This window comes from Mycobacterium sp. TH-M106, assembly GCF_057473765.1.
The window spans coordinates 1-26,978 of record NZ_JBYCLE010000265.1 but is presented as its reverse complement, the minus strand read 5'-3'; the positions used below and the strand labels follow the sequence as shown (position 1 = coordinate 26,978).

Annotated in this window: 28 protein-coding genes and 1 pseudogene; 23 read left to right on the top strand and 6 right to left on the bottom strand. The window is 68.6% G+C overall.

Features of this window, described 5'->3' with window-relative positions:
* Positions 1 to 260 (top strand): methionine adenosyltransferase domain-containing protein (locus AC2VOP_RS09215; protein ID WP_486960666.1); only part of this gene is annotated, 260 nt, incomplete at its 5' end.
* A gap of 88 nt (positions 261 to 348) precedes the next feature.
* On the opposite strand, the gene AC2VOP_RS09210 is transcribed toward AC2VOP_RS09215, so the two are convergent.
* Entirely contained in the window at positions 349 to 1,317 is a 969-nt protein-coding gene (locus AC2VOP_RS09210) for an alpha/beta hydrolase (RefSeq protein ID WP_486960665.1), read from the bottom strand.
* 140 nt (positions 1,318 to 1,457) lie between these two features.
* Between AC2VOP_RS09210 and AC2VOP_RS09205 the strand changes: the two genes are divergently transcribed.
* Together AC2VOP_RS09205 and AC2VOP_RS09200 are read left to right on the top strand one after the other, a co-directional pair.
* Complete coding sequence (locus AC2VOP_RS09205; RefSeq protein WP_486960664.1) at positions 1,458 to 2,201, top strand: lysoplasmalogenase; 744 nt, start codon at positions 1,458 to 1,460, stop codon at positions 2,199 to 2,201.
* A gap of 69 nt (positions 2,202 to 2,270) precedes the next feature.
* Positions 2,271 to 4,217 (top strand): primosomal protein N', encoded by a 1,947-nt coding sequence (locus AC2VOP_RS09200; RefSeq protein WP_486960670.1) that lies wholly within the window; start codon positions 2,271 to 2,273, stop codon positions 4,215 to 4,217.
* A gap of 8 nt (positions 4,218 to 4,225) precedes the next feature.
* On the opposite strand, the gene AC2VOP_RS09195 is transcribed toward AC2VOP_RS09200, so the two are convergent.
* Complete coding sequence (locus AC2VOP_RS09195; RefSeq protein ID WP_486960663.1) at positions 4,226 to 5,575, bottom strand: serine aminopeptidase domain-containing protein; 1,350 nt, start codon at positions 5,573 to 5,575, stop codon at positions 4,226 to 4,228.
* A 99-nt stretch (positions 5,576 to 5,674) separates the two neighbouring features.
* Here AC2VOP_RS09195 and fmt point away from each other — a divergent pair, with 99 nt between their 5' ends.
* Genes fmt through ribD form a run of 4 tightly spaced genes read left to right on the top strand, consistent with a single transcriptional unit; the run spans position 5,675 to position 9,752 of the window.
* Positions 5,675 to 6,607 carry a methionyl-tRNA formyltransferase gene (gene fmt / locus AC2VOP_RS09190; protein WP_486960662.1) on the top strand — a complete coding sequence of 311 codons (933 nt, stop codon included), beginning with the start codon at positions 5,675 to 5,677 and terminating at the stop codon, positions 6,605 to 6,607.
* Positions 6,604 to 8,016, top strand: coding sequence for an RsmB/NOP family class I SAM-dependent RNA methyltransferase (locus AC2VOP_RS09185; RefSeq protein WP_486960661.1), 1,413 nt, complete (start codon positions 6,604 to 6,606; stop codon positions 8,014 to 8,016). Before fmt ends, AC2VOP_RS09185 begins: the two co-directional genes overlap by 4 nt.
* A 10-nt stretch (positions 8,017 to 8,026) precedes the next feature.
* Entirely contained in the window at positions 8,027 to 8,716 is a 690-nt protein-coding gene (rpe, locus tag AC2VOP_RS09180; RefSeq protein WP_486960660.1) for a ribulose-phosphate 3-epimerase, read from the top strand.
* A 52-nt stretch (positions 8,717 to 8,768) separates the two neighbouring features.
* Positions 8,769 to 9,752, top strand: a complete 984-nt coding sequence (gene ribD, locus AC2VOP_RS09175; RefSeq protein WP_486960669.1) for a bifunctional diaminohydroxyphosphoribosylaminopyrimidine deaminase/5-amino-6-(5-phosphoribosylamino)uracil reductase RibD — start codon at positions 8,769 to 8,771, stop codon at positions 9,750 to 9,752.
* A 27-nt stretch (positions 9,753 to 9,779) separates the two neighbouring features.
* Here ribD and AC2VOP_RS09170 read toward each other — a convergent pair whose 3' ends face one another.
* Together AC2VOP_RS09170 and AC2VOP_RS09165 are read right to left on the bottom strand one after the other, a co-directional pair.
* The gene (locus AC2VOP_RS09170) at positions 9,780 to 11,357 is read right to left on the bottom strand and encodes an MFS transporter (protein ID WP_486960659.1); all 1,578 of its coding nucleotides are present in this window, start codon (positions 11,355 to 11,357) and stop codon (positions 9,780 to 9,782) included.
* Positions 11,357 to 12,055: an LppX_LprAFG lipoprotein gene (locus AC2VOP_RS09165; RefSeq protein ID WP_486960658.1), complete on the bottom strand. Its 699-nt coding sequence runs from the start codon at positions 12,053 to 12,055 to the stop codon at positions 11,357 to 11,359. The genes AC2VOP_RS09170 and AC2VOP_RS09165 overlap by 1 nt, the downstream gene beginning before the upstream one ends.
* A 50-nt stretch (positions 12,056 to 12,105) precedes the next feature.
* Between AC2VOP_RS09165 and AC2VOP_RS09160 the strand changes: the two genes are divergently transcribed.
* On the top strand, positions 12,106 to 12,717 hold the full coding sequence (locus AC2VOP_RS09160) for a riboflavin synthase (RefSeq protein ID WP_486960657.1): 612 nt from the start codon (positions 12,106 to 12,108) through the stop codon (positions 12,715 to 12,717).
* Here the strand turns inward: AC2VOP_RS09160 and AC2VOP_RS09155 are convergent.
* Together AC2VOP_RS09155 and AC2VOP_RS09150 are read right to left on the bottom strand one after the other, a co-directional pair.
* Positions 12,682 to 12,951 carry a hypothetical protein gene (locus AC2VOP_RS09155; RefSeq protein ID WP_486960671.1) on the bottom strand — a complete coding sequence of 90 codons (270 nt, stop codon included), beginning with the start codon at positions 12,949 to 12,951 and terminating at the stop codon, positions 12,682 to 12,684. The genes AC2VOP_RS09160 and AC2VOP_RS09155 overlap by 36 nt on opposite strands.
* A gap of 50 nt (positions 12,952 to 13,001) precedes the next feature.
* Positions 13,002 to 13,187 (bottom strand): annotated as a pseudogene (locus AC2VOP_RS09150) (DUF732 domain-containing protein); the annotation flags it as partial.
* A 276-nt stretch (positions 13,188 to 13,463) separates the two neighbouring features.
* On the opposite strand from AC2VOP_RS09150, the gene AC2VOP_RS09145 reads away from it, so the two are divergent.
* The 15 genes from AC2VOP_RS09145 to secG all read left to right on the top strand — a co-directional run.
* The gene (locus AC2VOP_RS09145; protein ID WP_486960656.1) at positions 13,464 to 13,736 is read left to right on the top strand and encodes a DUF732 domain-containing protein; all 273 of its coding nucleotides are present in this window, start codon (positions 13,464 to 13,466) and stop codon (positions 13,734 to 13,736) included.
* Between the two features lie 100 nt (positions 13,737 to 13,836).
* Positions 13,837 to 15,102 carry a bifunctional 3,4-dihydroxy-2-butanone-4-phosphate synthase/GTP cyclohydrolase II gene (locus tag AC2VOP_RS09140; protein WP_486960655.1) on the top strand — a complete coding sequence of 422 codons (1,266 nt, stop codon included), beginning with the start codon at positions 13,837 to 13,839 and terminating at the stop codon, positions 15,100 to 15,102.
* A gap of 37 nt (positions 15,103 to 15,139) precedes the next feature.
* A complete protein-coding gene (gene ribH / locus AC2VOP_RS09135; protein WP_486960668.1) occupies positions 15,140 to 15,595 on the top strand; it encodes a 6,7-dimethyl-8-ribityllumazine synthase in 456 nt (151 codons plus the stop codon).
* Entirely contained in the window at positions 15,592 to 16,068 is a 477-nt protein-coding gene (locus AC2VOP_RS09130) for a PH domain-containing protein (protein ID WP_486960654.1), read from the top strand. The genes ribH and AC2VOP_RS09130 overlap by 4 nt, the downstream gene beginning before the upstream one ends.
* 160 nt (positions 16,069 to 16,228) lie before the next feature.
* Positions 16,229 to 18,175, top strand: a complete 1,947-nt coding sequence (uvrC, locus tag AC2VOP_RS09125; protein ID WP_486960653.1) for an excinuclease ABC subunit UvrC — start codon at positions 16,229 to 16,231, stop codon at positions 18,173 to 18,175.
* Positions 18,172 to 19,116, top strand: coding sequence for an RNase adapter RapZ (rapZ, locus tag AC2VOP_RS09120; RefSeq protein WP_486960652.1), 945 nt, complete (start codon positions 18,172 to 18,174; stop codon positions 19,114 to 19,116). The genes uvrC and rapZ overlap by 4 nt, the downstream gene beginning before the upstream one ends.
* Positions 19,113 to 20,198, top strand: a complete 1,086-nt coding sequence (gene yvcK / locus AC2VOP_RS09115; RefSeq protein ID WP_486960651.1) for a uridine diphosphate-N-acetylglucosamine-binding protein YvcK — start codon at positions 19,113 to 19,115, stop codon at positions 20,196 to 20,198. Before rapZ ends, yvcK begins: the two co-directional genes overlap by 4 nt.
* The gene (gene whiA / locus AC2VOP_RS09110) at positions 20,195 to 21,172 is read left to right on the top strand and encodes a DNA-binding protein WhiA (protein ID WP_486960667.1); all 978 of its coding nucleotides are present in this window, start codon (positions 20,195 to 20,197) and stop codon (positions 21,170 to 21,172) included. Before yvcK ends, whiA begins: the two co-directional genes overlap by 4 nt.
* Before the next feature lie 22 nt (positions 21,173 to 21,194).
* On the top strand, positions 21,195 to 22,745 hold the full coding sequence (locus AC2VOP_RS09105; protein ID WP_486960650.1) for an acyl-CoA synthetase: 1,551 nt from the start codon (positions 21,195 to 21,197) through the stop codon (positions 22,743 to 22,745).
* A gap of 145 nt (positions 22,746 to 22,890) precedes the next feature.
* On the top strand, positions 22,891 to 23,148 hold the full coding sequence (locus tag AC2VOP_RS09100; protein WP_486960649.1) for an antitoxin: 258 nt from the start codon (positions 22,891 to 22,893) through the stop codon (positions 23,146 to 23,148).
* The gene (locus tag AC2VOP_RS09095) at positions 23,145 to 23,576 is read left to right on the top strand and encodes a TA system VapC family ribonuclease toxin (RefSeq protein ID WP_486960648.1); all 432 of its coding nucleotides are present in this window, start codon (positions 23,145 to 23,147) and stop codon (positions 23,574 to 23,576) included. The genes AC2VOP_RS09100 and AC2VOP_RS09095 overlap by 4 nt, the downstream gene beginning before the upstream one ends.
* A 94-nt stretch (positions 23,577 to 23,670) precedes the next feature.
* A complete protein-coding gene (gene gap, locus AC2VOP_RS09090) occupies positions 23,671 to 24,693 on the top strand; it encodes a type I glyceraldehyde-3-phosphate dehydrogenase (protein WP_486960647.1) in 1,023 nt (340 codons plus the stop codon).
* Positions 24,694 to 24,695: 2 nt separating this feature from the next.
* Positions 24,696 to 25,937 (top strand): phosphoglycerate kinase, encoded by a 1,242-nt coding sequence (locus tag AC2VOP_RS09085; RefSeq protein ID WP_486960646.1) that lies wholly within the window; start codon positions 24,696 to 24,698, stop codon positions 25,935 to 25,937.
* On the top strand, positions 25,934 to 26,719 hold the full coding sequence (gene tpiA, locus AC2VOP_RS09080) for a triose-phosphate isomerase (RefSeq protein WP_486960645.1): 786 nt from the start codon (positions 25,934 to 25,936) through the stop codon (positions 26,717 to 26,719). The genes AC2VOP_RS09085 and tpiA overlap by 4 nt, the downstream gene beginning before the upstream one ends.
* A gap of 30 nt (positions 26,720 to 26,749) precedes the next feature.
* Positions 26,750 to 26,978, top strand: a 229-nt coding sequence (secG, locus tag AC2VOP_RS09075) for a preprotein translocase subunit SecG (protein WP_486954089.1), incomplete at its 3' end; no start/stop codon positions are given.

Here is a 26,978-nt window from a genome sequence, read left to right as displayed (position 1 = left end):
AGGTCGCCTACGCCATCGGCAAAGCCGCCCCGGTCGGCTTGTTCGTCGAGACCTTCGGCACCGAGACCGTCGACCCGATCAAGATCGAGAAGGCGATCTCGGAGGTGTTCGACCTGCGACCCGGCGCGATCATCCGCGACCTGGACCTGCTGCGGCCGATCTACGCGCAGACCGCCGCCTACGGTCACTTCGGCCGCACCGACATCGAGCTGCCGTGGGAGCAGCTGGACAAGGTCGACGACCTCAAACGCGCGGTTTGACCTCTGGGTAATCCCCGGCGAGCATGCACAAAGTCGCACGATCGGTGCCCGGTGAGTGCGATTTAGCGCATGCTCGCGGGCCGTCTCGCTACGGGCCGGGGTGCAGCGCGGCCCGCAGCGTCGCCAGTCCGCGATCGGTCGCCTCGGCGGCGGCAGGCACCACCAGCGCGAAGCTGACGAAGCCGTGTACCATGGCCGGCTCGTTGCGCAGCTCGACGGACACCCCCGCAGCCCGCAGCAGCTCGGCGTAGCGGGCGCCGTCGTCGCGCAGCGGATCATGTTCGGCGGTGGCAATGTACGCCGGCGGCAGGTCCGCCAGGTGGGCGGCGTTGGCGGGCACCAGGGTGGCTGGCAGCGTCGTCGGATCGGTGCGGACGTCGACACCGGGCACGTACCAGGCCAGAAAAGCGTCGATCACGTCGCGGTCCAGGATCGGCGCGTCGGCGTTCTCGGTGAACGACGGCAGCGCTAAATCGGCCGTGGTCGACGGATACCACAGCAGCTGGAACGCCAGTGCGGGCCCGCCGTTGTCACGGGCCAGCTGCGCCATCACCGCCGCAATGTTGCCGCCGGCCGAGTCACCGGCGACCGCGAGCCGATTCGGGTCTCCGCCCAACTCGGCTGCGTGCTCGCCCACCCATTGAAGCGCCGCCCAACAGTCGTCGATGCCGGCCGGGAACGGGTGCTCGGGAGCCAGCCGGTAGTCGACGGAGACCACGATGGCCTCTGCACCGACGGCGTGCGCCCGGGCGACCGGGTCGTGGGTGTCCAGGTCGCCGATCGACCAGCCGCCGCCGTGGTAGAACACCACCATCGGTGGCGGCTCCGGCCCGGCATTCGGCGGCCAGTAGATGCGGGCCGGGATGCCAGTGAGGTCGCCATACCCGACGGTGCGCTCCTCGATACGCAGGTCGGGCAGCAGCTCCGGGGGCGCTTTGAGCTGACGGATCAACGATCTGGCCACCTCCACCCCGTCGTTCACGCTGAACCGCAGTGGTACGGCTTCAAGCAATGTCTTCAGGACGGGGTCGATGTCGGGTCGGGCAGCCTCAGCCATGCCCTCACCGTAGGCGGCCCAGATTCTGCTCAGCCGTGCAGGGCCACCCCAGACCTGCTCTCAAAGCCGTCAGCCGTCGCCGAAAGACCAGTACGTTCAGCAGTATGGGGTCCACAGCACAGTCAGGGTCTGCAGCCGGCATGGGTACACCGTACGCACCGCGGGTGGTGGCCGGGGCCTGGGTGGCCGCTGGCTGGTTGGGCGTTTTCTACGGGATTTTCCTGACGATGACCGCGCTGCGCTCACTGCCTGGCACCGAACTGACCGGACACTGGGTCGCCCAGCCCGCGTTCAAGGCCTCGATGGCCGTGCTGCTGACGGTGGCGGCGGCGGCCCATCCGATCCTGCGCGAAGCGCGGTGGCTGATCCCGGCGTTGATGATGTCGGCCGCCGGTGACTGGTTGCTGGCGATCCCTTGGTGGCAGCTGTCGTTCATGGCCGGGTTGACCGTATTTCTGTTGGCGCACTTGTGTTTTCTGGGTGCGCTGGTGCCGTTGGCCGCCGCGTCGCGGGGCCGGCTGGCGGGTGTGGCGGTGATCTGCGTGGCCTGCCTGGGGCTGCTGGTGTGGTTCTGGCCGGGGCTGGCCCGCGAAGGGCTGACGGTGCCGGTGGTCGCCTACATCGGGGTGTTGGGCGCGATGGTGTGCGCGGCGCTGCTGGCCGGGCTGCCGACCCGGTGGACGGCGGTGGGGGCGGTGTGTTTCGCGGTGTCGGACGCGATGATCGGCATCGACCGGTTCGTGCTCGGCAACGAGGCGCTCGCGGTGCCGGTCTGGTGGGCGTACGCGGCGGCGCAGCTGCTGATCACCGCGGGTTTCTTCTTCGGCCGTTCAGTTGGCCAGTCGAACCCGTGCGGCGCGAGCGTGCGCAAAACCGGAGACTAGCGCGACGTGTCGGCCGGGGACACGCACGCTCGCTCAGTGGAGCATGCACCGATCGCACGGGTGCTTCCGATGCTGTCGGTGCCGCACCTGGACCGCGAGTTCGACTACCTGGTCACCGACGAGCAGTCGGCCGCCGCCCAGCCCGGGGTGCGGGTGCGGGTGCGGTTTCACGGCCGACTGGTCGACGCATTCGTGTGGGAGCGCCGCGCCGACACCGACCACGCCGGCAAGCTGGGCCGGCTGGAGCGGGTGGTCTCCGCCGAGCCGGTGCTCACCGCCGAGGTCCGGCATCTGGCCGAAGCGGTCGCCGCCCGCTACGCCGGCAGTCGCGCCGATGTGCTGCGGTTGGCGGTGCCGCCCCGTCACGCCCGAGTGGAACGCGAAACCGCAACGCCGCCAAGCCTGCCCGTTGTGACACCGGTCGACCCGACGGGCTGGCAGCGCTACGACCGGGGGAGTCAATTTCTGGACGCCTTGGGTCAGGGCCGGGCCGCCCGCGCCGTCTGGCAGGCGCTGCCGGGAGAACCGTGGGCCGACCGGTTCGCCGACGCCGCCGCGCGAACCATCCAGACCGGGCGTACCGCGTTGGCGGTCGTCCCCGATCAGCGCGACGCGGACGCGCTGCGGCATGCCGCCACGGCCCGGATCGACGAGTCCAGCGTGGTCGCGTTGTCGGCGGGGCTGGGTCCGTCCGCCCGGTACCGGCGCTGGCTGGCGGTGCTGCGGGGTAACGCCCGGCTGGTGATCGGCACCCGCAGCGCGGTGTTCGCCCCGCTCGCCGACCTGGGCTTGGTCATGGTGTGGGACGACGGAGACGACACGCTGGCCGAACCGCGGGCGCCCTACCCGCATGCCCGTGAGGTGGCGATGCTGCGGGCGCATATGTCCGGCTGCGCCGCACTGATCGGCGGGTATGCCCGCACCGCCGAAGCCCAGGCGCTGGTGGCCAGCGGATGGGCGCACGACGTGGTCGCCCCGCGTTCGGCGGTGCGGGCGGCCACCCCACGGGTGGTCGCCCTCGACGACGACGGTTACGCCGAGGAACGTGATCCGGCGGCCCGCACCGCTCGGCTGCCGCTGGTCGCCTTGCACGCCGCCCGCAGCGCACTGCAGGTCGGTGCGCCGGTGTTGGTGCAGGTGCCGCGGCGCGGCTATCTGCCGTCGCTGGCGTGTGGGCGCTGCCGAGCGATCGCCCGGTGCCGGCACTGCACCGGCCCGCTGTCACTGCCCGGTCGCGGCGCGGGGCGTGCCGAGTGCCGCTGGTGCGGCCGGGCCGATGCCGCGCTGCGATGCGCGCGCTGCGGGTCGGATGCGGTGCGCGGGGTGGTCGTCGGCGCCCGGCGCACCGCCGAAGAGCTGGGCCGCGCCTTCCCGGGCATCACGGTGATCACGTCGGCGGGCGACACCGTGGTGACCCGGATCGGCACCGGTCCGGCCCTGGTGATCGCCACTCCCGGCGCCGAGCCGCATGCCCCCGACGGGTACGGGGCGGCGCTGCTGCTGGACAGCTGGGCGCTGCTGGGACGCCAAGACCTGCGTGCGGCCGAGGACACCCTGCGGCGCTGGATGGCCGCCGCGGCGTTGGTGCGGGCCCGCGGCGACGGCGGGGTGGTGACGGTGGTCGCCGACGCGTCCATCCCGACCGTGCAGGCGCTGATCCGGTGGGATCCCATCGGCCACGCCGACGCCGACCTTGCCGCCCGCACCGAGGTCGGGCTGCCGCCGACCGTGCACATCGCCGCCGTCGACGGCGACGCGGAGTCGGTGACGGCGCTGCTGGACGAGACTCGGCTGCCCGAGCACGCCGACCTGCTCGGCCCGGTGCCGTTACCGGCGGGAGCACGTCGCCCGCCGGGCATCCCGGCCGGCGCCGAGGTGATCCGGATGCTGGTCCGGGCCGGCCGAGACCAGGGGCTGGCGTTGGCGGAGGCCCTGCGTCGCGGAGTCGGTGTGCTCAGCGCACGTCAATCCCATCATCCGGTGCGGGTGCAGATCGACCCGCTGCACATCGGATGACTGGCGGTTTACCTGAAGTGCTGCCGCAGCCGGGGAAGGCTCCAGTGCCGCCAGGTGGTGTCGAGCGCGGCGGCCAGCAGGCGGCCGGGCACCCATGGCAGGGTGTCGAAGACGATGAGGTAGTCCAGGTGGGTGCCGGTATCGCCGACCGGGGAGAGTTCGATGCGGCCGAGGTGGTTGCGGACCGGGCCGCGGATGGTGCGGTATTCGATCAGCCAGGGTGGTCGGTGGGTGACGATTTCTTCCTGAATCGGCCAGATTCCCAGGGCGCGCTGCGCGCGGACCGAGCGCAGCCCATCGGGCTCGGCGGGATCCACGCCGTCGCGGACCCGCCGCTGACGCACCGGCCACAGTGTCGACCAGCGCCGGGTGAGGACGTCGAAGACCGACTCGGGTGAAGCGTCGAGGTCGACGGTGAAGTGCAGGCGGTGACGGCCCGCCGAGACGGTGGAGCCGGTTTCCGCCGGTGCTGCCTCGCCGCTACGGGTGGTGAGCCAGTCGCGCACGAAGGGAAACACGTCGATGCCGGCAGCCGGATGCAGCAGCGGTGATTCGTGGGTGTGGTTGCGGGCAAATCCGTAGCGGCGCGCAGCCAATTGCACCCGCAGGTCGGTGCCGTCGAACGACTGCGCGAACCGTCGGCACCGGATCGCGGGTGCGACGACATCGCGCGGAGCGGTCAACGCCAGCACCGGCACATCGACCGCACGCAGCGTGGCCGACAGCCCGCCTTCGGCGCGTTCGGCGACACCCCAGGAGATCGCGTCGTCAAGAGCGGCGACCGGCTCGTTTTCCGGGCCGAGCCGCAACCGCCGAGCCGGGAACACACCACCCCACAGGCGAGCGCGCAACACTGCTCTGATGACCGGATTGGCCAGCAGCGGGAGGTCGACGGCCGCGTTGATCAGCACCAGCCCCGCGACCTGCGGCCGCATCGTCTCGGCGACAGCGCGGGCCAGTGCCGCACCGCCGAAGGAATGACCGACCCAGAACGCGGTCCGGCCGGTTTCGGCCGCGATCAGCTCTTGAACGGCCGGCAGATCGACCCGCACCAGCTCGTCCCAGCCCGCGCGAACCCCGTCGGCGACGGCCACCCCGCCGGTTCCGCGCCGCTCGACGATCCACGCATCGAACCCGGCGCCGGCCAGCGTGTCGACCAGCCCGCCCCCGCCCGGCCACAAGTACAGACGGCGGTTGTCGAAGGCCCCCGGGATCAGCACGACGGGCACGCCGCTGCCGGCGCCGACCCGCGTCACCCGGAACCGCCCCCCGTCTGCGGTGTTCACCACCGTCACCTGGACGCGGTGCCGCGGGTGTTCCTCAACGGCGTACCCGGCGGGCATGCTGTATTTCACCATCGCTGCCTCGATTCGGGTGCCGGCGTCATCGATACTTTCGGCTTCAACGCAGCTAAGGTCAACCCGCGTTGCAGATCTCTTCCGGGTACGCTCTGGCCGGTGCGTCTCGTGTTCGCCGGCACCCCCGATACCGCGCTGCCCGCGCTGCGCCGGCTCATCGACTCACCGCGACACGACGTGGTCGGTGTGGTGACCCGGCCCGACGCCGCCGTCGGCCGGCACAGACACCCGCAGCCCTCGCCGGTGGCGCGACTGGCGCACGACCACGACATCCCGGTGCTGCGACCACCCAAGCCCAACGCTGCTGAGTCGGTCGCGGAACTGTCCGAGTTGGCGCCGGATTGCTGCGCGGTGGTGGCTTACGGCGCACTGCTTGGCGACGAACTACTGTCGGTACCCGCCCGCGGCTGGATCAACCTGCACTTCTCGCTGCTGCCAGCCTGGCGGGGCGCGGCACCTGTGCAGGCGGCGATCGCCGCCGGCGATGCGGTCACCGGCGCCACCACTTTCCGGATCGAGCCGGCGCTGGACTCCGGTCCGGTCTACGGGGTGGTCACCGAGGCGATCCGGCCCGCCGACACCGCCGGCGACCTGCTGGGCCGGTTGGCTGTATCCGGTGCCGAGCTACTGTCGGCGACCCTCGACGCTGTCGCCGACGGCACGGTTGTCCCGGTGCCGCAATCGGCCGACGGAGTGAGCTACGCGCCGAAGATCACCGTCGAAGGGGCCCGGGTGCGCTGGGACCTACCAGCTCACGTCGTCGAGCGGCGGATCCGCGCGGTGACCCCACATCCGGGCGCCTGGACCCTGGTCGACGAACTGCGGGTCAAGCTCGGGCCGGTGCGCATCGACACCACTGCGCCAAAGTCGTTGCAGGCCGGTGCTATTCATGCCGATCGGCACAACGTGTGGGTCGGTACCGGCTCGCAGCCGGTCCGGCTGGGTCAGATCCAGCCGCCCGGAAAGAAACCCATGGACGCAGCCGACTGGGCGCGCGGCGCTCGGCTCGGCCCCGCGGCACACGCGTCATGAGCCACCCGCGCCGCACGCCGGCAACCCGAAAGCCTCCCCGACGTAGGCCGGCTCAACCTCGCCGCAAACCATTGGACCCGGCGCGCCGGGCCGCGTTCGACGTGCTGCGCGCCGTCTCGCAGCGCGACGCCTACGCCAACCTGGCGCTGCCTGCGCTGCTGCGCGAGCGTGAAATCACCGGGCGCGACGCCGCTTTCGCCACCGAGCTGACCTACGGCACCTGCCGTATCCGCGGGCTGTTGGACGTGATCATCGCCGCGGCCGCCGGACGGGGTGTCGAGACGATCGACCCGGTGCTGCTGGACCTCCTGCGGCTGGGCAGCTATCAGCTGCTGCGCACCCGGGTCGAGCAGCACGCTGCGGTATGCACCACCGTCGAACAGGCCGGCCTCGAATTCGACTCGGCGCGAGCCGGATTCGTCAACGGCGTGCTGCGCACCATCAGCGCGCGCGACGAGGCGTCCTGGACTGGGGAGCTGAGCCCTGACCCTGCCAGCGACCCGGTGGGCCACACCGCGTTCGTCCACGCCCACCCGCGGTGGATCGCCCAGGCGTTCGCCGACGCGCTGGGCCCGGCCGCAGGCGAGCTCGACGCCGCACTGGCCGCCGACGACGACCGCCCGCAGGTGCATCTGGCAGCTCGGCCGGGCGCGCTGACGGCTGTCGAGCTCGCCGCCGCGGTCGGTGGCACCGTCGGCCGGTATTCGCCGTACACGGTGTACCTGCCGGGTGGTGACCCGGCGCAGCTGGCACCGGTGCGCGACGGCCACGCCCTAGTTCAAGACGAGGGCAGCCAGCTGGTCGCCCGCGCCCTGACCCTGGCGCCGGTGGACGGCGACACCGGGCGGTGGCTCGACCTGTGCGCCGGGCCGGGCGGCAAGACCGCGCTGCTGGCCGGGATCGGATCGAGCGTCGGTGCGCGGGTCACCGCGGTGGAGCAGTCGGCGAACCGCGCGAACCTGGTGGCCGACAACACCCGCGCACTGCCGGTCGACGTGCTGACCGTCGACGGGCGCCGCAGCGGGCTGGAGCCGGGCTTCGACCGGGTGCTGGTGGACGTTCCGTGCACCGGGCTGGGCGCGCTGCGGCGCCGGCCGGAGGCCCGCTGGCGGCGCCAGCCCGCCGACATCCCGGTGCTGACCAAGGTGCAGCGCGAACTGCTGGCGGCCGCGATCGGACTGACTCGCCCCGGTGGGGTGGTGCTGTACGCGACGTGTTCGCCGCACCTGGCCGAGACAGTGGGCGTCGTCGCCGACGCGCTGCGCCGCCACCCGGTGACCGCGTTGGACGCCCGCGAGCTGTTCGCGCCCACCGACCAACTGGGGGAAGGTCCCTACGTGCAGCTGTGGCCGCATCGGCACGGCACTGACGCCATGTTCGCCGCGGCCCTGACGCGGTGGGAACAGTAAGCTCACTCCCATGTCAGCCCAGACCGGTCGGCCGATGATCGCACCGTCGATCCTGGCGGCCGACTTCGCCCGGCTGGCCGAGGCGGCCGCGTCGGTGCCCGGTGCCGACTGGCTACACGTCGACGTGATGGACGCCCATTTCGTACCCAACCTGACGATCGGTCTGCCGGTGGTGGAAAGCCTGTTGGCCGCCACCAACATCCCGATCGACTGCCATCTGATGATCGACGACCCAGATCGCTGGGCGCCCCCGTACGCCGAAGCCGGTGCCTACAACGTCACCTTCCACGCCGAGGCCACCGACAATCCAGTCGCGGTCGCCCGCGCCATTCGGGCCGCCGGCGCCAAAGCCGGGCTGAGCGTCAAGCCGGGCACCCCGCTGGAGCCCTATCTGGAGATCCTGAAGAGCTTCGACACCTTCCTGGTGATGTCGGTCGAGCCCGGGTTCGGCGGCCAGGAGTTCATCCCCGAGGTGCTCGGCAAGGTTCGCACGGTCCGCAAGATGGTCGACTCCGGCGAGCTGCGAATCCTGGTCGAGATCGACGGCGGGATCAACGCCGACACCATCGAGCAGGCCGCCGAGGCCGGTGTCGACTGCTTCGTCGCTGGGTCGGCCGTCTACGGCGTCCACGACCCGTCCGCGGCAGTGGAGGCGCTACGGCGCCGGGCCGCGGCGGTCTCGCCGCACCTGCGGCGGTGAGCAGCCAGTGAACGACAAGCCCTCCAGCGGCCCCGAGGCCCTTGCTGCCGCGATGGGAGTGGCCGTCGCGCACGCCAACCGCGTCAAGGGCAGCACCTACCCCAATCCGCCGGTGGGAGCGGTCATCCTGGACCGCGGTGGCCAGGTGGTGGGCGTCGGCGGCACCGAGCCGGCGGGCCACGCGCACGCCGAGGTGGTAGCGCTGCGGCGCGCCGGTGAGCTGGCCGCCGGCGGCACCGCGGTGGTCACCCTGGAGCCGTGCAACCACCACGGCGCCACCCCGCCGTGCGTGGACGCGTTGCTGACCGCGGGTGTGGCGCGGGTGGTCTACGCGGTCGCCGATCCCAACCCGGTGGCCACCGGCGGCGCGGCGCGGCTGGCCGCGGCGGGCGTGCAGGTGGACTCCGGGGTACAGGCCGACCTGGTGACCACCGGACCCCTGCGCGAGTGGCTGCACAAGCAGCGCACCGGGCTTCCGCACGTGACGTGGAAGTACGCCACCAGCATCGACGGCCGCAGCGCAGCCGCCGACGGCTCCAGCCAGTGGATCACCAGCGATGCCGCGCGCGCCGACCTGCACCGCCGCCGCGCGGCCGCCGACGCGATCGTGATCGGAACCGGCACCGTGTTCGTCGACGACCCGACGCTGACCGCCCGGCAGCCCGACGGCACCCTGGCAGAGCGGCAGCCGCTGCGCGTGGTGGTGGGGGAGCGGGAATTGCCGCCGGACGCGCGCGTCCTCAATGACGACTCACGCACCATGGTGATCCGCAGCCACGATCCGACCGAGGTGCTCAAGGCGCTGTCCGACCGCACCGACGTGCTGCTCGAGGGCGGCCCGACGCTGGCGGGGGCGTTCCTGCGGGCCGGGGTGATCGACCGCATCCTGGCCTATGTGGCGCCGATCTTGCTCGGCGGGCCGATCACCGCGGTCGATGACGTCGGCGTGCCTAGCATCGCGCGGGCGCTGCGCTGGCGGTTCGACGAAGTGCAGCGGGTCGGCCCGGATCTGTTGCTGAGCTTGGTGCCGCCGTGACCCACTGCGCATCCTCGCCGAGGAGACTCAGTGCTGGGCGGCCAATGCCGCGTCGGGTTCGGGCTCCTCGACGTGCTTCTTGTTGCTGCCGATCAGCAAGCCGAGCAGCGCACCCACCACGCAGACGATCGCGGTCTTGCTGAAGATATCTCCGTACATCAAGGCGAACGCGTGCCGGTAGTTGTCCCCGGTGGCGTGCAGCTTCTCGGCCAGGCTGCCGCCGGTCGGCTTGGGCATGGCCGCCAGGATCTGGCTGAACCGGTAGAACCCCCACGCCGACAGCGAGGCCATCCCGACCAGCATGCCGGTCATCCGAGCGACCACCACACCCGACGCGGCGATACCGTGTTCCCGTGGCGGCACCACCCGCAGCGCAGCTGAAGTCAGTGGGCCGATCACCAGGCCCAGCCCGATCCCGGCCACCGTCAGGTCGGTGTCCAGCGCGGGGACGCTGAACAGGCCGAAGATGTCGTGGCGGTAAGCGAACAAATCCACCGGCCATGTGCTGATCAGCCAGTAGCCGCCGGCAGCGATGAGCAGTCCGACGAACGTCACCGCACGGTCGCCGACCCTGGTCGCGATCCAGCCGCCCACCAGGGCGCCGACCGGCAGCGCGAACATGAACCGCATCAGCAACAGAGCCGCATGGTTCTGATCCATGCCCAGCACACCCTGGCCGAACAACTCGACGTCGACCAGCGTCACCATCAGCGCCGCCCCCGCGCAGACCGAGACGCCCAGTGCGGCCAGGAACGGCCCGAACCTCGCACCGGCCGGGTCGATCAGCTTCGTCCGGGCGAAGCGCTCCCACACCGCGAAAGCGGCGGTGGCAAGCAACGCACACCCCAGCACAGGCAGCCCCCAGCTGGGCAGCGCATGTTTGGCGTTCGGTTCCGGGTTGTAGAGGCCTATGACCGCCAGGCCCAACGCCAATGCCAACAACAGCCCGCCGACGACGTCAACGCGTTCCGGCGGGCCGTCACCTTGGGTTTTGGCCGGCAGGCTGACATGAATCATCAGCATCGCGATCGCCGTCAGCGGAACGTTGATCCAGAAAACGTCGCGCCAGTCCCGAAGCAGCCAGACGATGACGATGCCGTACAGCGGGCCCAGCACGCTGCCCAGCTCCTGAGCGGCGCCGATTCCGCCGAGCACGGCGGCGCGGTTGCGCTGCGACCACAGGTCGGCGCCGAGCGCCAGCGTCACCGGCAGCAGCGCGCCGCTGGCGAAACCCTGGATGCTGCGGCCGACCACCAGCGTCGCCAGATCGTCGGACAGTGCCGTCACCACCGACCCGACGGCGAACGTCGCCAAGCTGGCCTGCAGCAACACCTTGCGGCCGAACCGGTCAGAGGCCCGGCCCAACAGCGGCATCGCCGCGACGTAAAACAACAGGTAGCCCGTGATGATCGGGGTAACCTGCTGGATCTTGTTGATCGAGATACCGACGCCGACCATGATGTCGCGCATGATGGTCACCACCACATAGGTGTCCAGGGCGCCCAACAGGACGGCGAGGCTACCGGCGCTGATCGCCAGGCCACGGTTGGTCCCACGGTTGGTCACAGGGCTGGTCACAGGGCTGGTTTCGGGGCTGGTCCGCATCAGGCTCCCGCCGGCTTCTCGACTGCCACCGGCACGTTCCAGTCGGACAGAGTCATCTGGATCGAGTTGCCTGGGCTGGGGTCCAGCCGGGCCTGAACCAGCTCATGGTCGCCGCCCTCCTGGATCCAGATCGTGGACGACATCGGCCCGGTGGCGCCCAGCTGCGACGCAAGTTTGTTCACGGCGTCGGCGGGAACCGTCCCGGTGACCCGGATGGTGTCCTGGTTGTTGATGGTTTCCCGGCCGTCGACCTTGGGATCGGTGAAGTTGGCCAGTATGTTGGCCAGGCCTTTGTCCGGGTCGAGGATCGCCGATACGTCGTAGATCTTGACGGCGGGCCCGTAGTCGTCGTAGTCGTCGCCGGATATCGCCCCGTACAGTTCACCGTCGATCACCACGAATTTCACGTCGACATCGGAACCGAAAAGTGTGATCTTGGTCTCGCCTTTGGCTGCGGTGCTGGGGTCGTTCGTCAGATCGCCTTCCAGCGTCTTGACCGGCAGCTTCTCGATCCTGCCGGTCACCGTGATCACCAGGTGTGCGCTCTTGAGGTCCTTGGTGGCGGTGCCGGCTTCCTTGACGAGCGTCGCGGCGTCGGGCAGCTCGCCGGCCTGCTTCGATGACGAGCAGCCGGCAATCAGGGCGGCGGCGGTGGTGAGGGCGGCAAGAGCGATGAGGAGTCTGCGCATGGGTGTCATCGTAAAGGGTGCGCGCAGCCGTGCAGCGCAGGCGGACTTAGCCTGGTGTGGTGTTCACCGGGATTGTCGAGGAACTGGGCGAGTTGGTGGGCAGGGAAGACCTCGGTGACGCCGCGCGGCTGGTCATCCGCGGATCCGCTGTCACCGCCGACGCCCGCCACGGCGACTCGATCGCGGTCAACGGGGTGTGTCTGACGGTGGTGCGGGTGCTCTCCGACGGCAGATTCTGCGCCGACGTGATGCGCGAAACACTGGACCGGTCCAACCTGGGCGCGCTCGAGATCGGCAGCAGAGTGAACCTGGAGCGCGCCGCGGCCCTGGGCAGCAGGCTCGGCGGGCACCTGGTGCAGGGCCACGTGGACGGCACCGGGCGCGTGCTGGCCCGCACCCCGTTCGAGCACTGGGAAGTCGTACGGATCGGGCTGCCCGCGAAGCTGTCGCGGTATGTGGTAGAGAAGGGCTCGATCACCGTCGACGGGATTTCGCTGACCGTCAGCGGCCTGGGTGCCGGCCATTTCGAGGTGTCGCTGATTCCAACCACCCGCGAGCTGACAACCCTAGGCCGTGCCCCGGTGGGCACGCTGGTCAACCTGGAAGCCGACGTCGTCGCCAAGTATGTTGAGCGGCTACTCCCGAATACCGGTTCCATACCGGCCGGGTAGTGGTCTTAGCGACTGAGCTCGGGTGGCGGTGATGGCTCGGGTGGCGGTGATGGCTCCGGTGCTGGCGGTGGCTCCGGTGGCGGCGGTGGCTCCGGTGGCTCCGGTGGCGGTGATGGCTCCGGTAGCGGCGGCGGCGGCTCTGGTGGTGGCGGGGTTTCCGGTGGCGTCGGCACGGCCTGGGTGGATGGCAGCTCCGGCGTGGGTTGCGCGGTCTTGGCGAGGGTGTCTGGACACAGTTCATGCTGTGCGGCGTCGACCATCACTGGGCTGATCGAGTTGGCGATCGTCATGTCGAAGCGATCGCGTGGCGGGCGTCCGTGGCGGAGGTTGTCGCAGATGATCTGACCGAAACGCACCGCTCCCTCGGGCGTGGCGAGGCCCGGCCGATTTTGGTATTTGAAGCCGTGTGTGTCGAGGTAGTCGAGGTAAGTCTGATCGTTCGCGTGCGCCGGTGCTGCAAGCCATAGCATCGCAGGAACCAGTGCCACGGCCGCTATGCCTCGGATCATGCCCGAAAACTGTAGATGCCATCGCTGTGGCCGCGGTACGGAGGTCGGTGACGCACTCTGCTCCGCCAAGTGTGTCGAGCGGCTTATAGCAGCGAAGTAGTGGTGCTACTACGCTGGATGAGCACCTGAAAGGCGTGCCAAAGCAGTCGGCTTGGTCCTACGACCCGCCGGGTCCAGGTAAGGAGAAGGCAAACGAGGAAACAAGCGCTGGCAGCAGGGCTCGCGCTGGCACCGGTTTTGCTGGCACCGACCTCGAACGCTGACGACAAGCATCCCAACCCGGCAGAACGCGCATATCTCGTTGAGTTAACGCAGTTCGGCGTTCCTGCTCGGCCTGCGACTGGAGCGCTTCAGGCGGGGCGCTGGGTCTGCGACGATCTTCACCGGGGGATATCGCCTGAGGAAGTCAAGGAGACGCACTTTCGGGGGTTTTACAAAGACTGGGGGCCGGCTATCGTCGACTCCGCCCAACGGCACCTCTGCCCGGACACGTTGACTGAGAGCGGTTGAGTGACCTACCTCGCCGGCAACGGCCCGTTGCGTCTCGTGGTCCATACTGAATGCAGCATCGGAACCCGGCATCGGGCTCGTGATTGACTAGGTGGCGTAGATGACCAGGTTGGACACCGTCGAGCGGGCGGTTGCCGACATCGCGGCGGGCAAGGCCGTCGTCGTCATCGACGACGAGGAGCGCGAGAACGAGGGCGACCTGATCTTCGCCGCCGAGAAGGCCACCCCGGAGCTGGTGGCCTTCATGGTGCGCTACACCTCCGGATATCTGTGTGTGCCACTGGACGGCGCGATCTGTGACCGACTCGGCCTGCTGCCGATGTACGCGCTGAACCAGGACAAGCACGGAACCGCGTTCACCATCACCGTCGACGCGAAACACAATGTGGGTACCGGCATCTCCGCGTCGGACCGGGCCACCACGATGCGGCTGCTGGCCGACCCGACAAGTGTCGCAGACGATTTCACCCGCCCGGGTCACGTCGTTCCGCTGCGCGCCAAGGACGGCGGTGTGTTGCGACGGCCCGGCCACACCGAGGCCGCGGTAGACCTGTCCCGGCTGGCAGGGCTGCAGCCTGCCGGCGCGATTTGCGAGGTCGTCAGCCAGAAGGACGAGGGCGCCATGGCCCACACCGACGAGCTGCGGGTCTTTGCTGACGAGCACGGCCTGGCGCTGATCTCGATCGCCGACATGATCGAGTGGCGCCGTAAACACGAAAAGCAGGTTGAACGGGTCGCTGAAGCGCGGATTCCGACCAGGCATGGCGAGTTCCAGACGATCGGCTACGCCAGCATCTACGACAACGTCGAACACATCGCCCTGGTCCGCGGCGAGATCGGCGACGGCGACAACGTGCTGGTGCGGGTGCACTCCGAGTGCCTGACCGGCGACGTGTTCGGCTCACGCCGCTGCGACTGCGGACCCCAGTTGGACGCCGCGATGGCGATGGTGGCGCGTGAGGGCCGCGGCGTGGTGCTCTACATGCGCGGACATGAGGGCCGGGGCATCGGGCTGATGCACAAGCTGCAGGCCTACCAGCTGCAGGACGCCGGCCACGACACCATCGATGCGAACCTCAAGTTGGGGCTGCCTGCCGATGCCCGCGACTACGGCACCGGCGCACAGATCCTGGTCGATCTCGGGGTCCGCTCGATGCGGTTGCTGACCAACAATCCCGCCAAACGGGTTGGACTGGATGGTTACGGGCTGCGCATCCTCGAACGGGTGCCACTGCCGGTGCGGGCCAACGCCGACAACATCCGGTATCTGATGACCAAACGTGATCGGATGGGTCACGACTTGACCGGACTAGAGGACTACGACGGATCCTGCCATCTGCCCGGTGAATTCGGCGGCGCGCTGTGATCCGGGCCTTGTGAGCCCAGCCAGGGGAGTGCCGGAGATGCCGGTGCTCGACGCGGCTGGCGTGCGGCTGGCGATCGTGGCCAGTACCTGGCACACAAGGATCTGCGACGCCTTGCTGGCCGGCGCGCGCAGGGCGGCCACCGAGTCGGGTATCGACAGCCCGACGGTGGTGCGGGTGCTCGGTGCGATCGAGATCCCGGTGGTAGCACAGGAACTGGCCCGCGACCACGATGCTGTTGTCGCTCTGGGTGTGGTGATCCGCGGTGCCACCCCGCATTTCGACTATGTCTGTGATGCGGTGACGCAGGGCCTCACCCGGGTTTCGCTGGACGAGGCGACACCGGTGGCCAACGGTGTGCTGACCACCGACACCGAACAGCAGGCACTGGAGCGCGCCGGGCTGCCGACGTCGTCCGAAGACAAAGGAGCGCAGGCGACTGCAGCTGCGCTGAGCACCGCGCTGACTCTGCGCGACCTGCGCACTGCGCGATGACTGTCCCGACCGGGCAAGGAGAGTGGGACATCGTGGTGCGTCCGCACTTGATGCCGTACTTCGCCTCCGGCGCGGCGTTTGTGATCGCGGCCGCACACATCGTGGTGGGCGTCCTGCTCAAGGTCAAATCCAGCGGCGTGATCTTCCAAACCGCCGACCAGGTGGCGATCGCCGGGCTGGGCATCATCATTGCCGGCGGGGTGCTGCTGTTCACCCGCCCCCGACTGCGGGTGGGTGAGGCCGGGTTGTCGGTGCGCAACCTGTTCGGTGACCGGCTGATCCCGTGGTCACAGGTGAGGGGGGTGTCCTACCCGGTCGGGAAGCGATGGGCGCGGGTCGACCTGCCCGACGACGAGTACATTCCCGTGATGGCGATTCAGGCCGTCGACAAAGAACGCGCCGCGGACGCCATGGAGGCGGTGCGCGCGCTGGTCGCCCGCTACCGGGCAGGCCAACCCCCGCCTCCGCGCTGACCCACCTCCGTTAACCCCACCTCGGTTAACCCCACCTCGGTTAACCCCACCTCGGTTAACCCCACCTCGGCGAGCATGCGCAAAATCGCACTTGCGGAGCCTCGGCAGTGCGATTTTGCGCATGGTCACCACCGGCTGGCCAAGGGCTAGCCTGGATTGCGTGCCAGCTCCCGCGACGTACCGGCCGGCGCCCGGATCCATTCCGGTCGAGCCCGGCGTCTACCAGTTCCGGGACGCGCACGACCGCGTTGTCTACGTCGGCAAGGCCAAGAACCTGCGCTCTCGGCTGACGTCGTACTTCACCGACATCGCCGGCCTGCACCCCCGGACCCGGCAGATGGTGACCGTTGCCGCGAAGGTGCAGTGGACGGTGGTCAACACCGAGGTCGAGGCGTTGCAACTGGAGTACAACTGGATCAAGGAGTTCGACCCGCGCTTCAACGTCCGCTACCGCGACGACAAGACCTACCCGGTGCTCGCGGTCACCCTCAACGAGGAATACCCGCGGCTGATGGTCTACCGGGGCCCGCGCCGCAACGGGGTGCGTTATTTCGGTCCCTACTCCCATGCCTGGGCCATTCGCGAGACGCTGGACCTGTTGCTCCGGGTCTTTCCGGCACGAACCTGCTCGGCCGGGGTGTTCAGGCGTCAGCATCAGATCGGCCGGCCCTGTCTGCTGGGCTACATCGGAAAGTGTTCAGCGCCCTGCGTGGACTGGGTCAGCGCCGAGGAGCACCGCCGAATCGTGGAGGACTTCTGCGACTTCCTATCCGGCAAAACCGACCGCTTCATCCGGGGCATGCAAACGCAGATGGCCGATGCCGCGGAACGCCTCGATTTCGAGAAGGCAGCCCGCCTGCGGGACGACATCGCCGCGATGAAGCGGGCCTTGGAGAAACAGGCCGTGGTCTTCGGCGACGGCACCGACGCCGACGTGATGGCCTTCGCCGACGACGAGCTGGAAGCCTCGGTGCAAATGTTCCACGTGCGTGGCGGTCGGGTCCGTGGCCAGCGCGGGTGGATCATCGAAAAATCCGGTGACCCAACCGATTCCAGTGGTACACAGCTAGTGGAGCAATTTCTGGCGCAGTACTACGCCGAGCAGGCCGAACTTGGGTTGTCCGCCGACGAGGCGACCAACCCGGTACCGCGCCAGGTGCTGGTCCCGTGCCTCCCCGGCAATGCCGACGAGCTGGCCAGCTGGCTGTCCGGATTGCGCGGATCGCGTGTGACACTGCGAGTGCCGCATCGCGGTGACAAGCGAACACTCGCCGAAACCGTGCAGCGAAACGCCAAGGAGGCGCTGCAGCAACACAAGCTGAAGCGGGCCGGTGACTTCAACGCCAGATCCGCTGCACTGCAGAACATTCAGGAGTCCCTGGGCCTGGCCGATGCGCCGCTGCGGATCGAGTGTGTCGACGTCAGCCACGTGCAGGGCACCGACGTGGTGGCCTCGCTGGTGGTGTTCGAAGACGGTCTACCCCGAAAATCCGATTATCGTCGGTTCGCGATCCGGGATGCTGCCGGCAATGGACACTCCGACGACGTCGCCTCGATCGCCGAGGTGACTCGGCGCCGGTTCGTGCGGCATCTGCACGACTCGAATATCTTGGCAGCCGAAGGGAAATCGCACCGATTCGCCTACCCGCCAAACCTCTACGTCGTGGACGGCGGCGCACCTCAGGTCAACGCCGCGCAGGCGGTGCTCGATGAACTCGGCGTCACCGACGTCGCGACGGTCGGCCTGGCCAAGCGTCTGGAGGAGGTGTGGGTGCCGTCCGAGCCGGACCCGGTGATCATGCCGCGGCACAGCGAGGGCCTCTATCTGCTGCAGCGGGTCCGCGACGAAGCACACCGGTTCGCCGTCAAATATCACCGCAGCAAACGCTCCAAGCGGATGACGGCATCGGTGCTGGACTCGGTTCCGGGGCTCGGCGAACACCGACGTAAGGTGCTGATCTCGCATTTCGGGTCGGTGGCACGGTTGAAAAAGGCCACCCTGGAAGAGATCACGTCAGTCCCGGGCATCGGCGCTACGACGGCGGCGGCCGTGCTGGAGGCGCTGGATCCCGGTCGCGCTGCCGAGCAGGAACGGGCATCGGGATGACCGGTCAGCCGGGCAAGGGCGTGCGGGACCGCCACTGGGAGCCGGGGCCGGCAGCTGCCGGGTCCGGAATCGACGTGGTGCTGGTCACCGGCCTGTCCGGAGCGGGGCGCGACACCGCGGCCAAGGTGCTGGAGGACCTCGGCTGGTACGTCGCCGACAACCTGCCGCCTGAGCTGATCACCCGGATGGTCGACCTCGGTCTGGCGGCCGGATCGCGGATCACCCAGCTTGCGGTGGTGATGGACGTGCGTTCGGCCGGGTTCACCGGCGATCTCGAATCGGTGCGCAGGGAGTTGGCCACCCGTGGCGTCAATCCCCGGGTGCTGTTCATGGAGGCCTCTGATGACGTGCTGATCCGCCGCTACGAGCAGAACCGGCGCAGCCACCCGCTGCAGGGCCGGCAGACGCTCGCCGAGGGCATCGCCGCCGAGCGCGCCATGCTGATGCCGGTCCGCGCGACCGCCGACTTGGTCATCGACACGTCGGCGCTGTCGGTGCGCGCGCTGCGGGAAAGCATCGAGGGGGCGTTCGGCGGAGAGGCCGGCGTCGCACCCACCAGCATCACGATGGAATCGTTCGGCTACAAGTACGGTTTACCGATGGACGCCGACATGGTGGTGGATGTACGGTTCCTGCCTAACCCGCACTGGGTCGACGAACTGCGTCCGCACACCGGCCAGCACCCCGCGGTGCGCGACTACGTCCTCAGCCGGCCCGGCGTCGATGAGTTCCTGGCGACCTACCACCGGCTAGTGTCCCTGGTAGTCGAGGGCTATCGCCGAGAAGGGAAGCGCTACATGACCGTCGCCATCGGTTGCACCGGCGGTAAGCACCGCAGTGTCGCAATCGCCGAAGCGCTGGCGCGGCGGCTGGAGGCCCAAGACGTTCAGGACACCCGGTTGGCGGTGCGGGTGTTACACCGGGATCTGGGCCGCGAATGAGTGTGCAAGCCGAGTACCGGGCCAGCCCAAGCATTGTCGCGCTGGGCGGCGGGCACGGTCTGTACGCGACGCTGTCGGCTGCCCGTCGGTTGACACCGCACGTCACCGCAGTGGTCACCGTCGCCGACGACGGCGGCTCGTCCGGCCGGCTGCGCGCAGAATTGGACGTGGTGCCGCCGGGCGATCTTCGGATGGCGCTGGCCGCGTTGGCATCCGACAGCCCACCCGGGCGGCTGTGGGCCACCATCTTGCAGCACCGGTTCGGTGGCAGCGGCGCTCTGGCCGGACACCCGATCGGTAACCTGCTGCTGGCCGGCCTCAACGAGGTACTGGTGGACCCGGTGGCCGCCCTCGACGAGTTGGGCCGCATGCTGGGCGTGAAGGGCAGGGTGTTGCCGATGTGCCCGATCGCGCTGCAGATCGAGGCTGACGTGTCCGGGCTGGAGGCCGACCCGCGGATGTTCGGGCTGATCCGCGGGCAGGTGGCGATCGCGACCACGCCGGGCAAGGTGCGCCGGGTGCGGCTGCTGCCCGACAACCCGCCGGCCACCCGGCAGGCCGTGGACGCGATCATGGCCGCGGACCTGGTAGTGCTCGGACCGGGATCGTGGTTTACCAGCGTGATCCCGCACGTGCTGGTGCCGGGACTGGCCGCGGCGCTACAGGCGACCACAGCGCGGCGCGCTCTGGTGCTCAACCTGGCGGCCGAACCGGGGGAGACGGCCGGGTTCTCGGTCGAGCGGCACCTGCATGTACTCGCGCAGCACGCACCCGGATTCACCGTCCACCACATCATCATCGATGCCGAGCGGGTGACCGGTGAGCGGGAGCGGGAGCAGCTGTGCCGCACCGCCAGCGTGCTGCAGGCCGCCGTGCAGTTCGTCGACGTCGCCAGACCTGGTAGACCTTTACATGACCCAGAAAAGCTGGCGGCTGCGCTGGACGGGCTGCTGGAGCGTGACGACGGCACCGCGTCGCCCACGGTCCCGACCTCCGCGGCGTCCTCTGTTGACGGTGGCCGGCACGGCGGTGCGTATGGACCCAGTGGGATCGGGCCGGGAGGTGACGAGCCATGGCGATGACGGTCGAAGTCAAAGACGAGCTCAGCCGTCTGGTGGTCAGCTCGGTGAGTGCGCGCCGCGCCGAGGTCGCGTCACTGCTGCGATTTGCCGGCGGGTTGCAGATTGTGGCTGGGCAGGTGGTGGTCGAAGCCGAGGTGGACCTGGGCGCCATCGCGCGCCGCCTGCGTAAGGAGATTTTTGATCTGTACGGCTACACCGCAATCGTGCACGTGTTGTCGGCCAGCAGCATCCGTAGGAACACCCGTTATGTGTTGCGGGTTGCCAAGGACGGTGAGGCGTTGGCGCGCCAGACCGGCTTGCTGGACCTGAGGGGCCGCCCGGTGCGCGGCTTGCCCGCCCAGGTGGTCGGCGGCAGCATTGCCGATGCCGAGGCCGCTTGGCGAGGAGCGTTTTTGGCCCACGGATCGCTCACCGAACCGGGGCGATCTTCAGCGCTGGAGGTCAGCTGCCCGGGACCGGAGGCCGCACTGGCGTTGGTCGGTGCGGCACGCCGGCTGGGGGTCAGTGCAAAGGCGCGAGAGATCCGCGGCGCCGATCGGGTTGTGGTCCGCGACGGCGAGGCGATCGGTGCGCTGCTGACCCGGATGGGTGCCCAGGACACCCGGCTGACCTGGGAAGAGCGCCGGATGCGCCGCGAGGTGCGGGCCACCGCCAATCGGCTGGCCAACTTCGACGACGCCAACCTGCGCCGCTCGGCACGGGCCGCGGTGGCTGCGGCCGCCCGGGTCGAGCGCGCGCTGGAGATCCTCGGTGACGCGGTGCCCGGACATCTGTCCGCGGCCGGCAAGCTGCGGGTCGAACACCGCCAGGCGTCGCTGGAAGAACTCGGTCGGCTCGCAGACCCGCCGATGACGAAAGATGCTGTGGCCGGCCGGATCCGGCGGCTGCTGTCGATGGCCGACCGCAAGGCCAAACAGGAGGGGATTCCAGACACCGATTCGGCGGTCACCCCGGATCTGCTGGAGGACGTCTGAGGGTGCGACCGAAGGAGGCGCGATGAACGTCGGAGCACATCTGCACGAGCGGGCGCAGCTCAACCCCGACCTGGAGGCCCTCGTCGACATCGCTGCGGGTCGGCGATTCAGCTTCGCCGAACTCGATGAGCGGGCCGATAGGGCGGCCCAGGCGCTGACCGGCCTCGGGCTGGACAAGGGTGGTCGCGTCGCGGTGCTGCTGCCCAACGGCCACCAGTTTGTCGAGGCGTTTTACGGGGCGGCCCGCGCCGGGCTGATGGTCGTCCCGCTGAACTGGCGGCTGGTCGCCGACGAGTTGGCTTTCATGCTGCGCGACTCAGGGGCCACGGTGCTGGTGAGCGACGCGGAGTACGACGCGGTTGTGACCGACCTGCACGCGCGCGGCTCAGGTGAGGGCGGCACGCCGGTGGTGCACTGGCTGCGGGTCGGCGCCGACACACCCGGGTGGGCGGCGGACTTCGACGCGCTGGTCGATCAGGCACCGGCGGAGCCGGTGGCGGCCGGGTCGGTCGCCACCGACGGTGACGAACCGCTGTTCATCATGTACACCTCCGGCACCACGGGCCTGCCGAAAGGGGCGGTGCACACCCACGACAGCGTGCAGTGGGCGCTCTTCACGATCTTGGCCAGTGTCGACTTACGGTTCGCCGACCGCTACCTGATTTCGCCGCCACTGTTTCACGTCGCCGCGCTCACCCCGCTGCTTGCGTGCATCTACCGTGGCCTGACGACCATCCTCATGCGCGCCTTCGACCCGCGACACATCTGGGAAGTGTTCGCCGACGAGCAGGTCGCCATAACGCTGGCTGTCCCGGCGATGCTGAACTTCATGCTGCCGACGTACCGGCCCGAGCTGCGGGACTCGTTGGCGCTGCGCTGGATCATGAGCGGAGCGTCGCCGGTGCCGGTGTCGTTGATCAAGGCCTACACCGATCTCGGCTTCGAGATCCATCAGGTGTACGGGCTCACCGAGACGTGTGGCCCGGCCTGCGTGATCAACTCCGAGAACGCGATGACCCACATCGGCTCGACCGGAAAAGCTTTCTTCCACACCGACGTGCGCATCGTCGACGAGCAGGGCGAAGATGTCGGCCCCGATGTCCCGGGGGAGATCCTGGTGCGCGGACGGCACAACATGACCGGCTACTGGAACCGGCCGGAAGCTACTGCGGAGACGATCACCGGCGGCTGGTTGCACACCGGTGACATCGCCGTGCGCGACGCCGAGGGCTTTGTCTACATCCAGGACCGCGTCAAGGACATGATCATCTCCGGCGGCGAGAACGTCTACCCGGCCGAGATCGAAGACGTGTTGCTGTCCCATCCCGGTATCGCCGACATCGCGGTCATCGGCATCCCGTCGGCCAAGTGGGGGGAATCGCCGCTGGCGGTGGTGGTGACGTCCGACGCCAGCCTCGACGAGGCCGATGTGCTGGCGCACTGCAATGGCAAACTGGCCCGCTTCAAACTGCCCAAGCGGGCCGTCTTCGTCGACGCCATCCCGCGCACTCCCACCGGCAAAGTCCTGAAACGCGTGCTGCGGGAGCAGTTTTTCGTCGAAGCACCCGAATAGCGCGCCGATAACACCCCAGGGTTCCAGTGACCAACGCTGTCGTCGCCGGCGCCGGCCTCAACGGCCCGGCCGATGCGGTCCACCTCGCCGGCCACTGCAGCGACATGCATCATGACAGCACAATAGGTGCTGTTACGATGACTAAGTGCGAACGACCGTGACCCTCGATCCAGATGTTGAAGCTGCGTTGCGCCGTGCTGTACGTGAGCGGGGAACATCGTTCAAATCGGTGTTGAATGACGCCGTGCGACGCGGTTTAAGCAGCGAGCCAACCCGGCTGCGTTATCGCACGCCGAGCCGAGACATGGGACTGCGTGCGGGATTTGACATCGACAAGGCATTGGCGCTGGCCGTCGCCGACGAAGACGCGGAGACCTTGCACAAGCTCGCACTGCGCAAATGAAGCTGATCGACTTGAACATCCTGGTGTATGCAATGGACGAGTCGTCACCACGCCATGAGCCGGCACGCCACTGGCTCGACGAAACGCTGTCCGGTGCGGACACTGTCGCGTTCGTCTGGCATGTCCTCATCGGATTCCTGCGGCTGTCTACACGTTCGGCGGTGTTTGCCCACCCGCTAACCATCGACGAGTCGCTCGATGTTATCGATGGGTGGCTGCAGCAGCCGTGTGTGACGGTCGTGCACCCTACCGAGCGTCACACACATGTGCTCCGCGGGTTGCTTGCACTCCTCGGCACAGCGGGCAACCTGACGAGTGATGCGCACCTTGCTGCGTTGGCCATTGAACATGGTGCGGAGCTGTGTTCATGCGACGTCGATTTCAGTCGATTCCCCGGCCTGAGATGGACCGATCCGCTTTCGGCGTGACGGTCGCTGTCGCGGTTCCTGCGACGGCCGCCGTGCTGCCCGATTAGGCTGGCCGGCGGAGCACATCGGCACACCGTACAACAAGGAGAGACCAGTGACGGTCCGGGTAGGTATCAACGGCTTCGGTCGTATCGGACGCAACTTCTACCGGGCCTTGGACGCGCGCAAGGTCCAGGGCGCCAACACCGACATCGAGATCGTGGCGGCCAATGACCTGACCGACAACGCCACCCTGGCGCACCTGCTCAAGTTCGACTCGATCCTGGGACGGCTCCCCCATGACGTCAGCCTGGAAGGCGACGACACCATCGTCGTCGGCAACACCAAAATCACGTCGCTGGAGGTGAAGGAGGGTCCCGCCGCGCTGCCGTGGGGGAATCTGGGTGTGGATATCGTCGTCGAATCCACCGGGCGGTTCACCGACGCCGCCAAGGCTAAGGGCCACCTGCAAGCCGGCGCCAAGACGGTGATCATCTCCGCCCCGGCTACCGGTGCGGACGTCACCATCGTGCTCGGTGTCAACGACGAGGCGCTCGACGGCAGCCAACGGATCATCTCCATGGCCTCATGCACGACGAACTGCCTGGCGCCGCTGGCCAAGGTGCTCAACGACGAGTTCGGCATCGTCAAGGGCATGATGACCACCGTCCACGCCTACACCCACGACCAGAACCTGCAGGATGGCCCTCACAAGGACCTGCGCCGCGCCCGCGCCGCTGCGGTTAACATCGTGCCGACCTCCACCGGCGCCGCTAAGGCTATCGGCCTGGTGCTGCCCGAGCTCAACGGCAAGCTCGACGGCTACGCGCTGCGAGTGCCGGTTGCCAACGGCTCGATCACCGACCTGACCGCCGAATTGTCCAAGTCGGCCGGAGTCGAAGAGATCAACGCCGCGTACCAGGCCGCCGCCGAGGGCCGGCTCAAGGGCATCCTGAAGTACTACGACGCGCCGATCGTTTCCACCGACATCATCACCGACCCGCACAGCTCGATCTTCGACGCCGGCTTGACCAAGGCCATCGACAACCAGGCCAAGGTGGTGTCCTGGTACGACAACGAATGGGGCTACTCCAACCGCCTCATCGACCTGGTCGCGCTAGTCGGCAAGTCGCTGTAGTCGTGGTCATCAAGACACTCGACGACCTTCTGGCGGAAGGGGTTTCAGGGCGCGCAGTGCTGGTGCGTTCCGACCTGAACGTTCCGCTTGGTGAGGGGAGCGCCATTACCGACCCGGGTCGCATCGGCGCGTCGGTGCCGACGCTGAAGGCGCTGGTCGGCGCCGGCGCCAAGGTAGTGGTGACGGCTCATCTGGGCCGCCCCAATGCCGGCCCCGATCCGAAACTGTCGCTGGCACCGGTCGCTGCCGCACTTGGTGAGCAGCTGGCGCAGCAGGTGGCGCTGGCCGGCGACGTCGTCGGTCCCGACGCGCAGACCCGTGTCGCGGGCCTAAGCGACGGCGATGTGCTCCTGCTGGAAAACATCCGCTTCGATCCCCGCGAGACCAGTGAAGACGACGGCCAGCGGCTGTCGCTGGCTCGGCAACTGGCCGGGCTGGTCGGGCGAGACGGCGCGTTCGTGTCCGACGGCTTCGGCGTGCTGCACCGCAAACATGCCTCGGTTTACGACGTGGCCACCCTGCTGCCGCACTATGCCGGGACGCTGGTGGCGGCCGAGATCAAGGTGCTGGAACAGCTGACCGAATCCACCGAGCGGCCCTACGCCGTGGTGCTGGGCGGGTCGAAGGTATCGGACAAGCTGGGTGTCATCGAGTCGTTGGCCACCAAGGCCGACAGCATCGTGATTGGCGGTGGCATGTGCTTCACATTCCTTGCCGCACAACGTGCTTCAGTAGGCAAGTCGCTACTGGAGCTGGCGATGGTAGACACCTGCCAGAAGCTGATGGTGGACTATGCCGACGTGATCCGCCTGCCGGTGGACATCGTGGCCGCCGAGGAGTTCGCCGCCGAATCAGCTTCGGAAATCGTTGCAGCCGACCAGATCCCGAAGGACAAGATGGGCCTTGACATCGGGCCGGAGTCGGTGAAACGGTTCACCGCGCTGCTGTCTAACGCCAGGACCATCTTCTGGAACGGGCCGATGGGGGTCTTCGAGTTCCCGGCATTCGCCGCCGGAACCAAGGGGGTGGCCGAGGCCATCGTGGCTGCGACTGGCAAGGGCGCGTTCAGCGTGGTCGGCGGAGGCGACTCCGCAGCCGCGGTTCGTGCGCTGGGCCTGGCGGCGGACGGCTTCTCACACATTTCCACCGGGGGCGGCGCCTCACTGGAATACCTTGAGGGCAAACCACTGCCGGGACTTGAGGTGCTGGGCGGTACCGGACATCCGAGCGAAGGATCACTATGAGCCGCAAGCCGCTGATCGCCGGCAACTGGAAGATGAACCTCAACCACTTCGAGGCGATCGCGCTGGTGCAAAAGATTGCGTTCGCCCTGCCGGACAAGTACTACGACAAGGTCGACGTCACGGTGTTGCCGCCCTTCACCGACCTCCGCAGCGTGCAGACCCTGGTCGACGGCGACAAGTTACGGCTGATGTTCGGTGCTCAGGATTTGTCTGCCCACGACGCAGGCGCCTACACCGGTGAGGTCAGCGGGGCGTTTCTGGCCAAGCTGGGCTGCCGCTACGTCGTCGTCGGGCACTCCGAGCGGCGCAGCTATCACAGTGAGGACGACGCGCTGGTGGCCAACAAGGCGGCGGCCGCGCTGAAACACGGGCTCACCCCGATCGTCTGCATCGGCGAGCATCTGGAAGTCCGAGAGGCCGGCCAGCACATCGAACACTGCGTGAGCCAGCTGCGCGGTTCGCTGGCCGGGCTGAACGCCGACCAGATCGGCACCGTCGTCGTCGCCTACGAACCGGTCTGGGCGATCGGCACCGGCCGGGTCGCCGGTGCCGGCGACGCCGAGGAGGTGTGTGCGGCGGTCAGAGCGGAACTGGCCACGCTCACCTCGGCGAAGGCCGCCGACACCATCCGGGTGCTCTACGGCGGCTCGGTCAACGCCAAGAACATCGGTGAGATCATCGCGCAGGACGACGTCGACGGCGCCCTGGTCGGCGGGGCGTCGCTGGACGGCGAGCAGTTCGCCACCCTGGCGGCGATCGCCGCCGGAGGGCCTCTGCCTTGAGGCGGCGCCCCGACCGGTAGGCTCTCGACCATGGTGCTGACGCTGCAGATCCTCCTAGTGATCACCAGTGTGCTGGTGGTGCTGCTGGTGTTGCTGCACCGCGCCAAGGGTGGCGGCCTGTCCACGCTGTTCGGCGGTGGCGTGCAGTCCAGCCTGTCCGGATCGACCGTGGTGGAGAAGAACCTGGACCGGCTGACCCTGTTCGTGGTCGGCATCTGGCTGGTGTCGATTATCGGCATGGCGTTGCTGATCAAACTGC

Bases quoted from the DNA above. Each gene is read 5' to 3' on its own strand.
- AC2VOP_RS09165 (WP_486960658.1), bottom strand. From the start codon at position 12,055: ATGACACCCATGCGCAGACTCCTCATCGCTCTTGCCGCCCTCACCACC.
- AC2VOP_RS09210 (WP_486960665.1), bottom strand. From the start codon at position 1,317: ATGGCTGAGGCTGCCCGACCCGACATCGACCCCGTCCTGAAGACATTG.
- AC2VOP_RS09095 (WP_486960648.1), top strand. From the start codon at position 23,145: ATGAAGCTGATCGACTTGAACATCCTGGTGTATGCAATGGACGAGTCG.
- AC2VOP_RS09205 (WP_486960664.1), top strand. From the start codon at position 1,458: ATGGGTACACCGTACGCACCGCGGGTGGTGGCCGGGGCCTGGGTGGCC.
- ribD (WP_486960669.1), top strand. From the start codon at position 8,769: ATGGGAGTGGCCGTCGCGCACGCCAACCGCGTCAAGGGCAGCACCTAC.
- tpiA (WP_486960645.1), top strand. From the start codon at position 25,934: ATGAGCCGCAAGCCGCTGATCGCCGGCAACTGGAAGATGAACCTCAAC.
- AC2VOP_RS09130 (WP_486960654.1), top strand. From the start codon at position 15,592: ATGACTGTCCCGACCGGGCAAGGAGAGTGGGACATCGTGGTGCGTCCG.
- AC2VOP_RS09170 (WP_486960659.1), bottom strand. From the start codon at position 11,357: ATGCGGACCAGCCCCGAAACCAGCCCTGTGACCAGCCCTGTGACCAAC.
- AC2VOP_RS09195 (WP_486960663.1), bottom strand. From the start codon at position 5,575: ATGGTGAAATACAGCATGCCCGCCGGGTACGCCGTTGAGGAACACCCG.
- rpe (WP_486960660.1), top strand. From the start codon at position 8,027: ATGTCAGCCCAGACCGGTCGGCCGATGATCGCACCGTCGATCCTGGCG.
- ribH (WP_486960668.1), top strand. From the start codon at position 15,140: ATGCCGGTGCTCGACGCGGCTGGCGTGCGGCTGGCGATCGTGGCCAGT.
- AC2VOP_RS09200 (WP_486960670.1), top strand. From the start codon at position 2,271: ATGCTGTCGGTGCCGCACCTGGACCGCGAGTTCGACTACCTGGTCACC.
- yvcK (WP_486960651.1), top strand. From the start codon at position 19,113: ATGAGTGTGCAAGCCGAGTACCGGGCCAGCCCAAGCATTGTCGCGCTG.
- whiA (WP_486960667.1), top strand. From the start codon at position 20,195: ATGACGGTCGAAGTCAAAGACGAGCTCAGCCGTCTGGTGGTCAGCTCG.
- AC2VOP_RS09185 (WP_486960661.1), top strand. From the start codon at position 6,604: ATGAGCCACCCGCGCCGCACGCCGGCAACCCGAAAGCCTCCCCGACGT.
- rapZ (WP_486960652.1), top strand. From the start codon at position 18,172: ATGACCGGTCAGCCGGGCAAGGGCGTGCGGGACCGCCACTGGGAGCCG.
- AC2VOP_RS09105 (WP_486960650.1), top strand. From the start codon at position 21,195: ATGAACGTCGGAGCACATCTGCACGAGCGGGCGCAGCTCAACCCCGAC.
- AC2VOP_RS09140 (WP_486960655.1), top strand. From the start codon at position 13,837: ATGACCAGGTTGGACACCGTCGAGCGGGCGGTTGCCGACATCGCGGCG.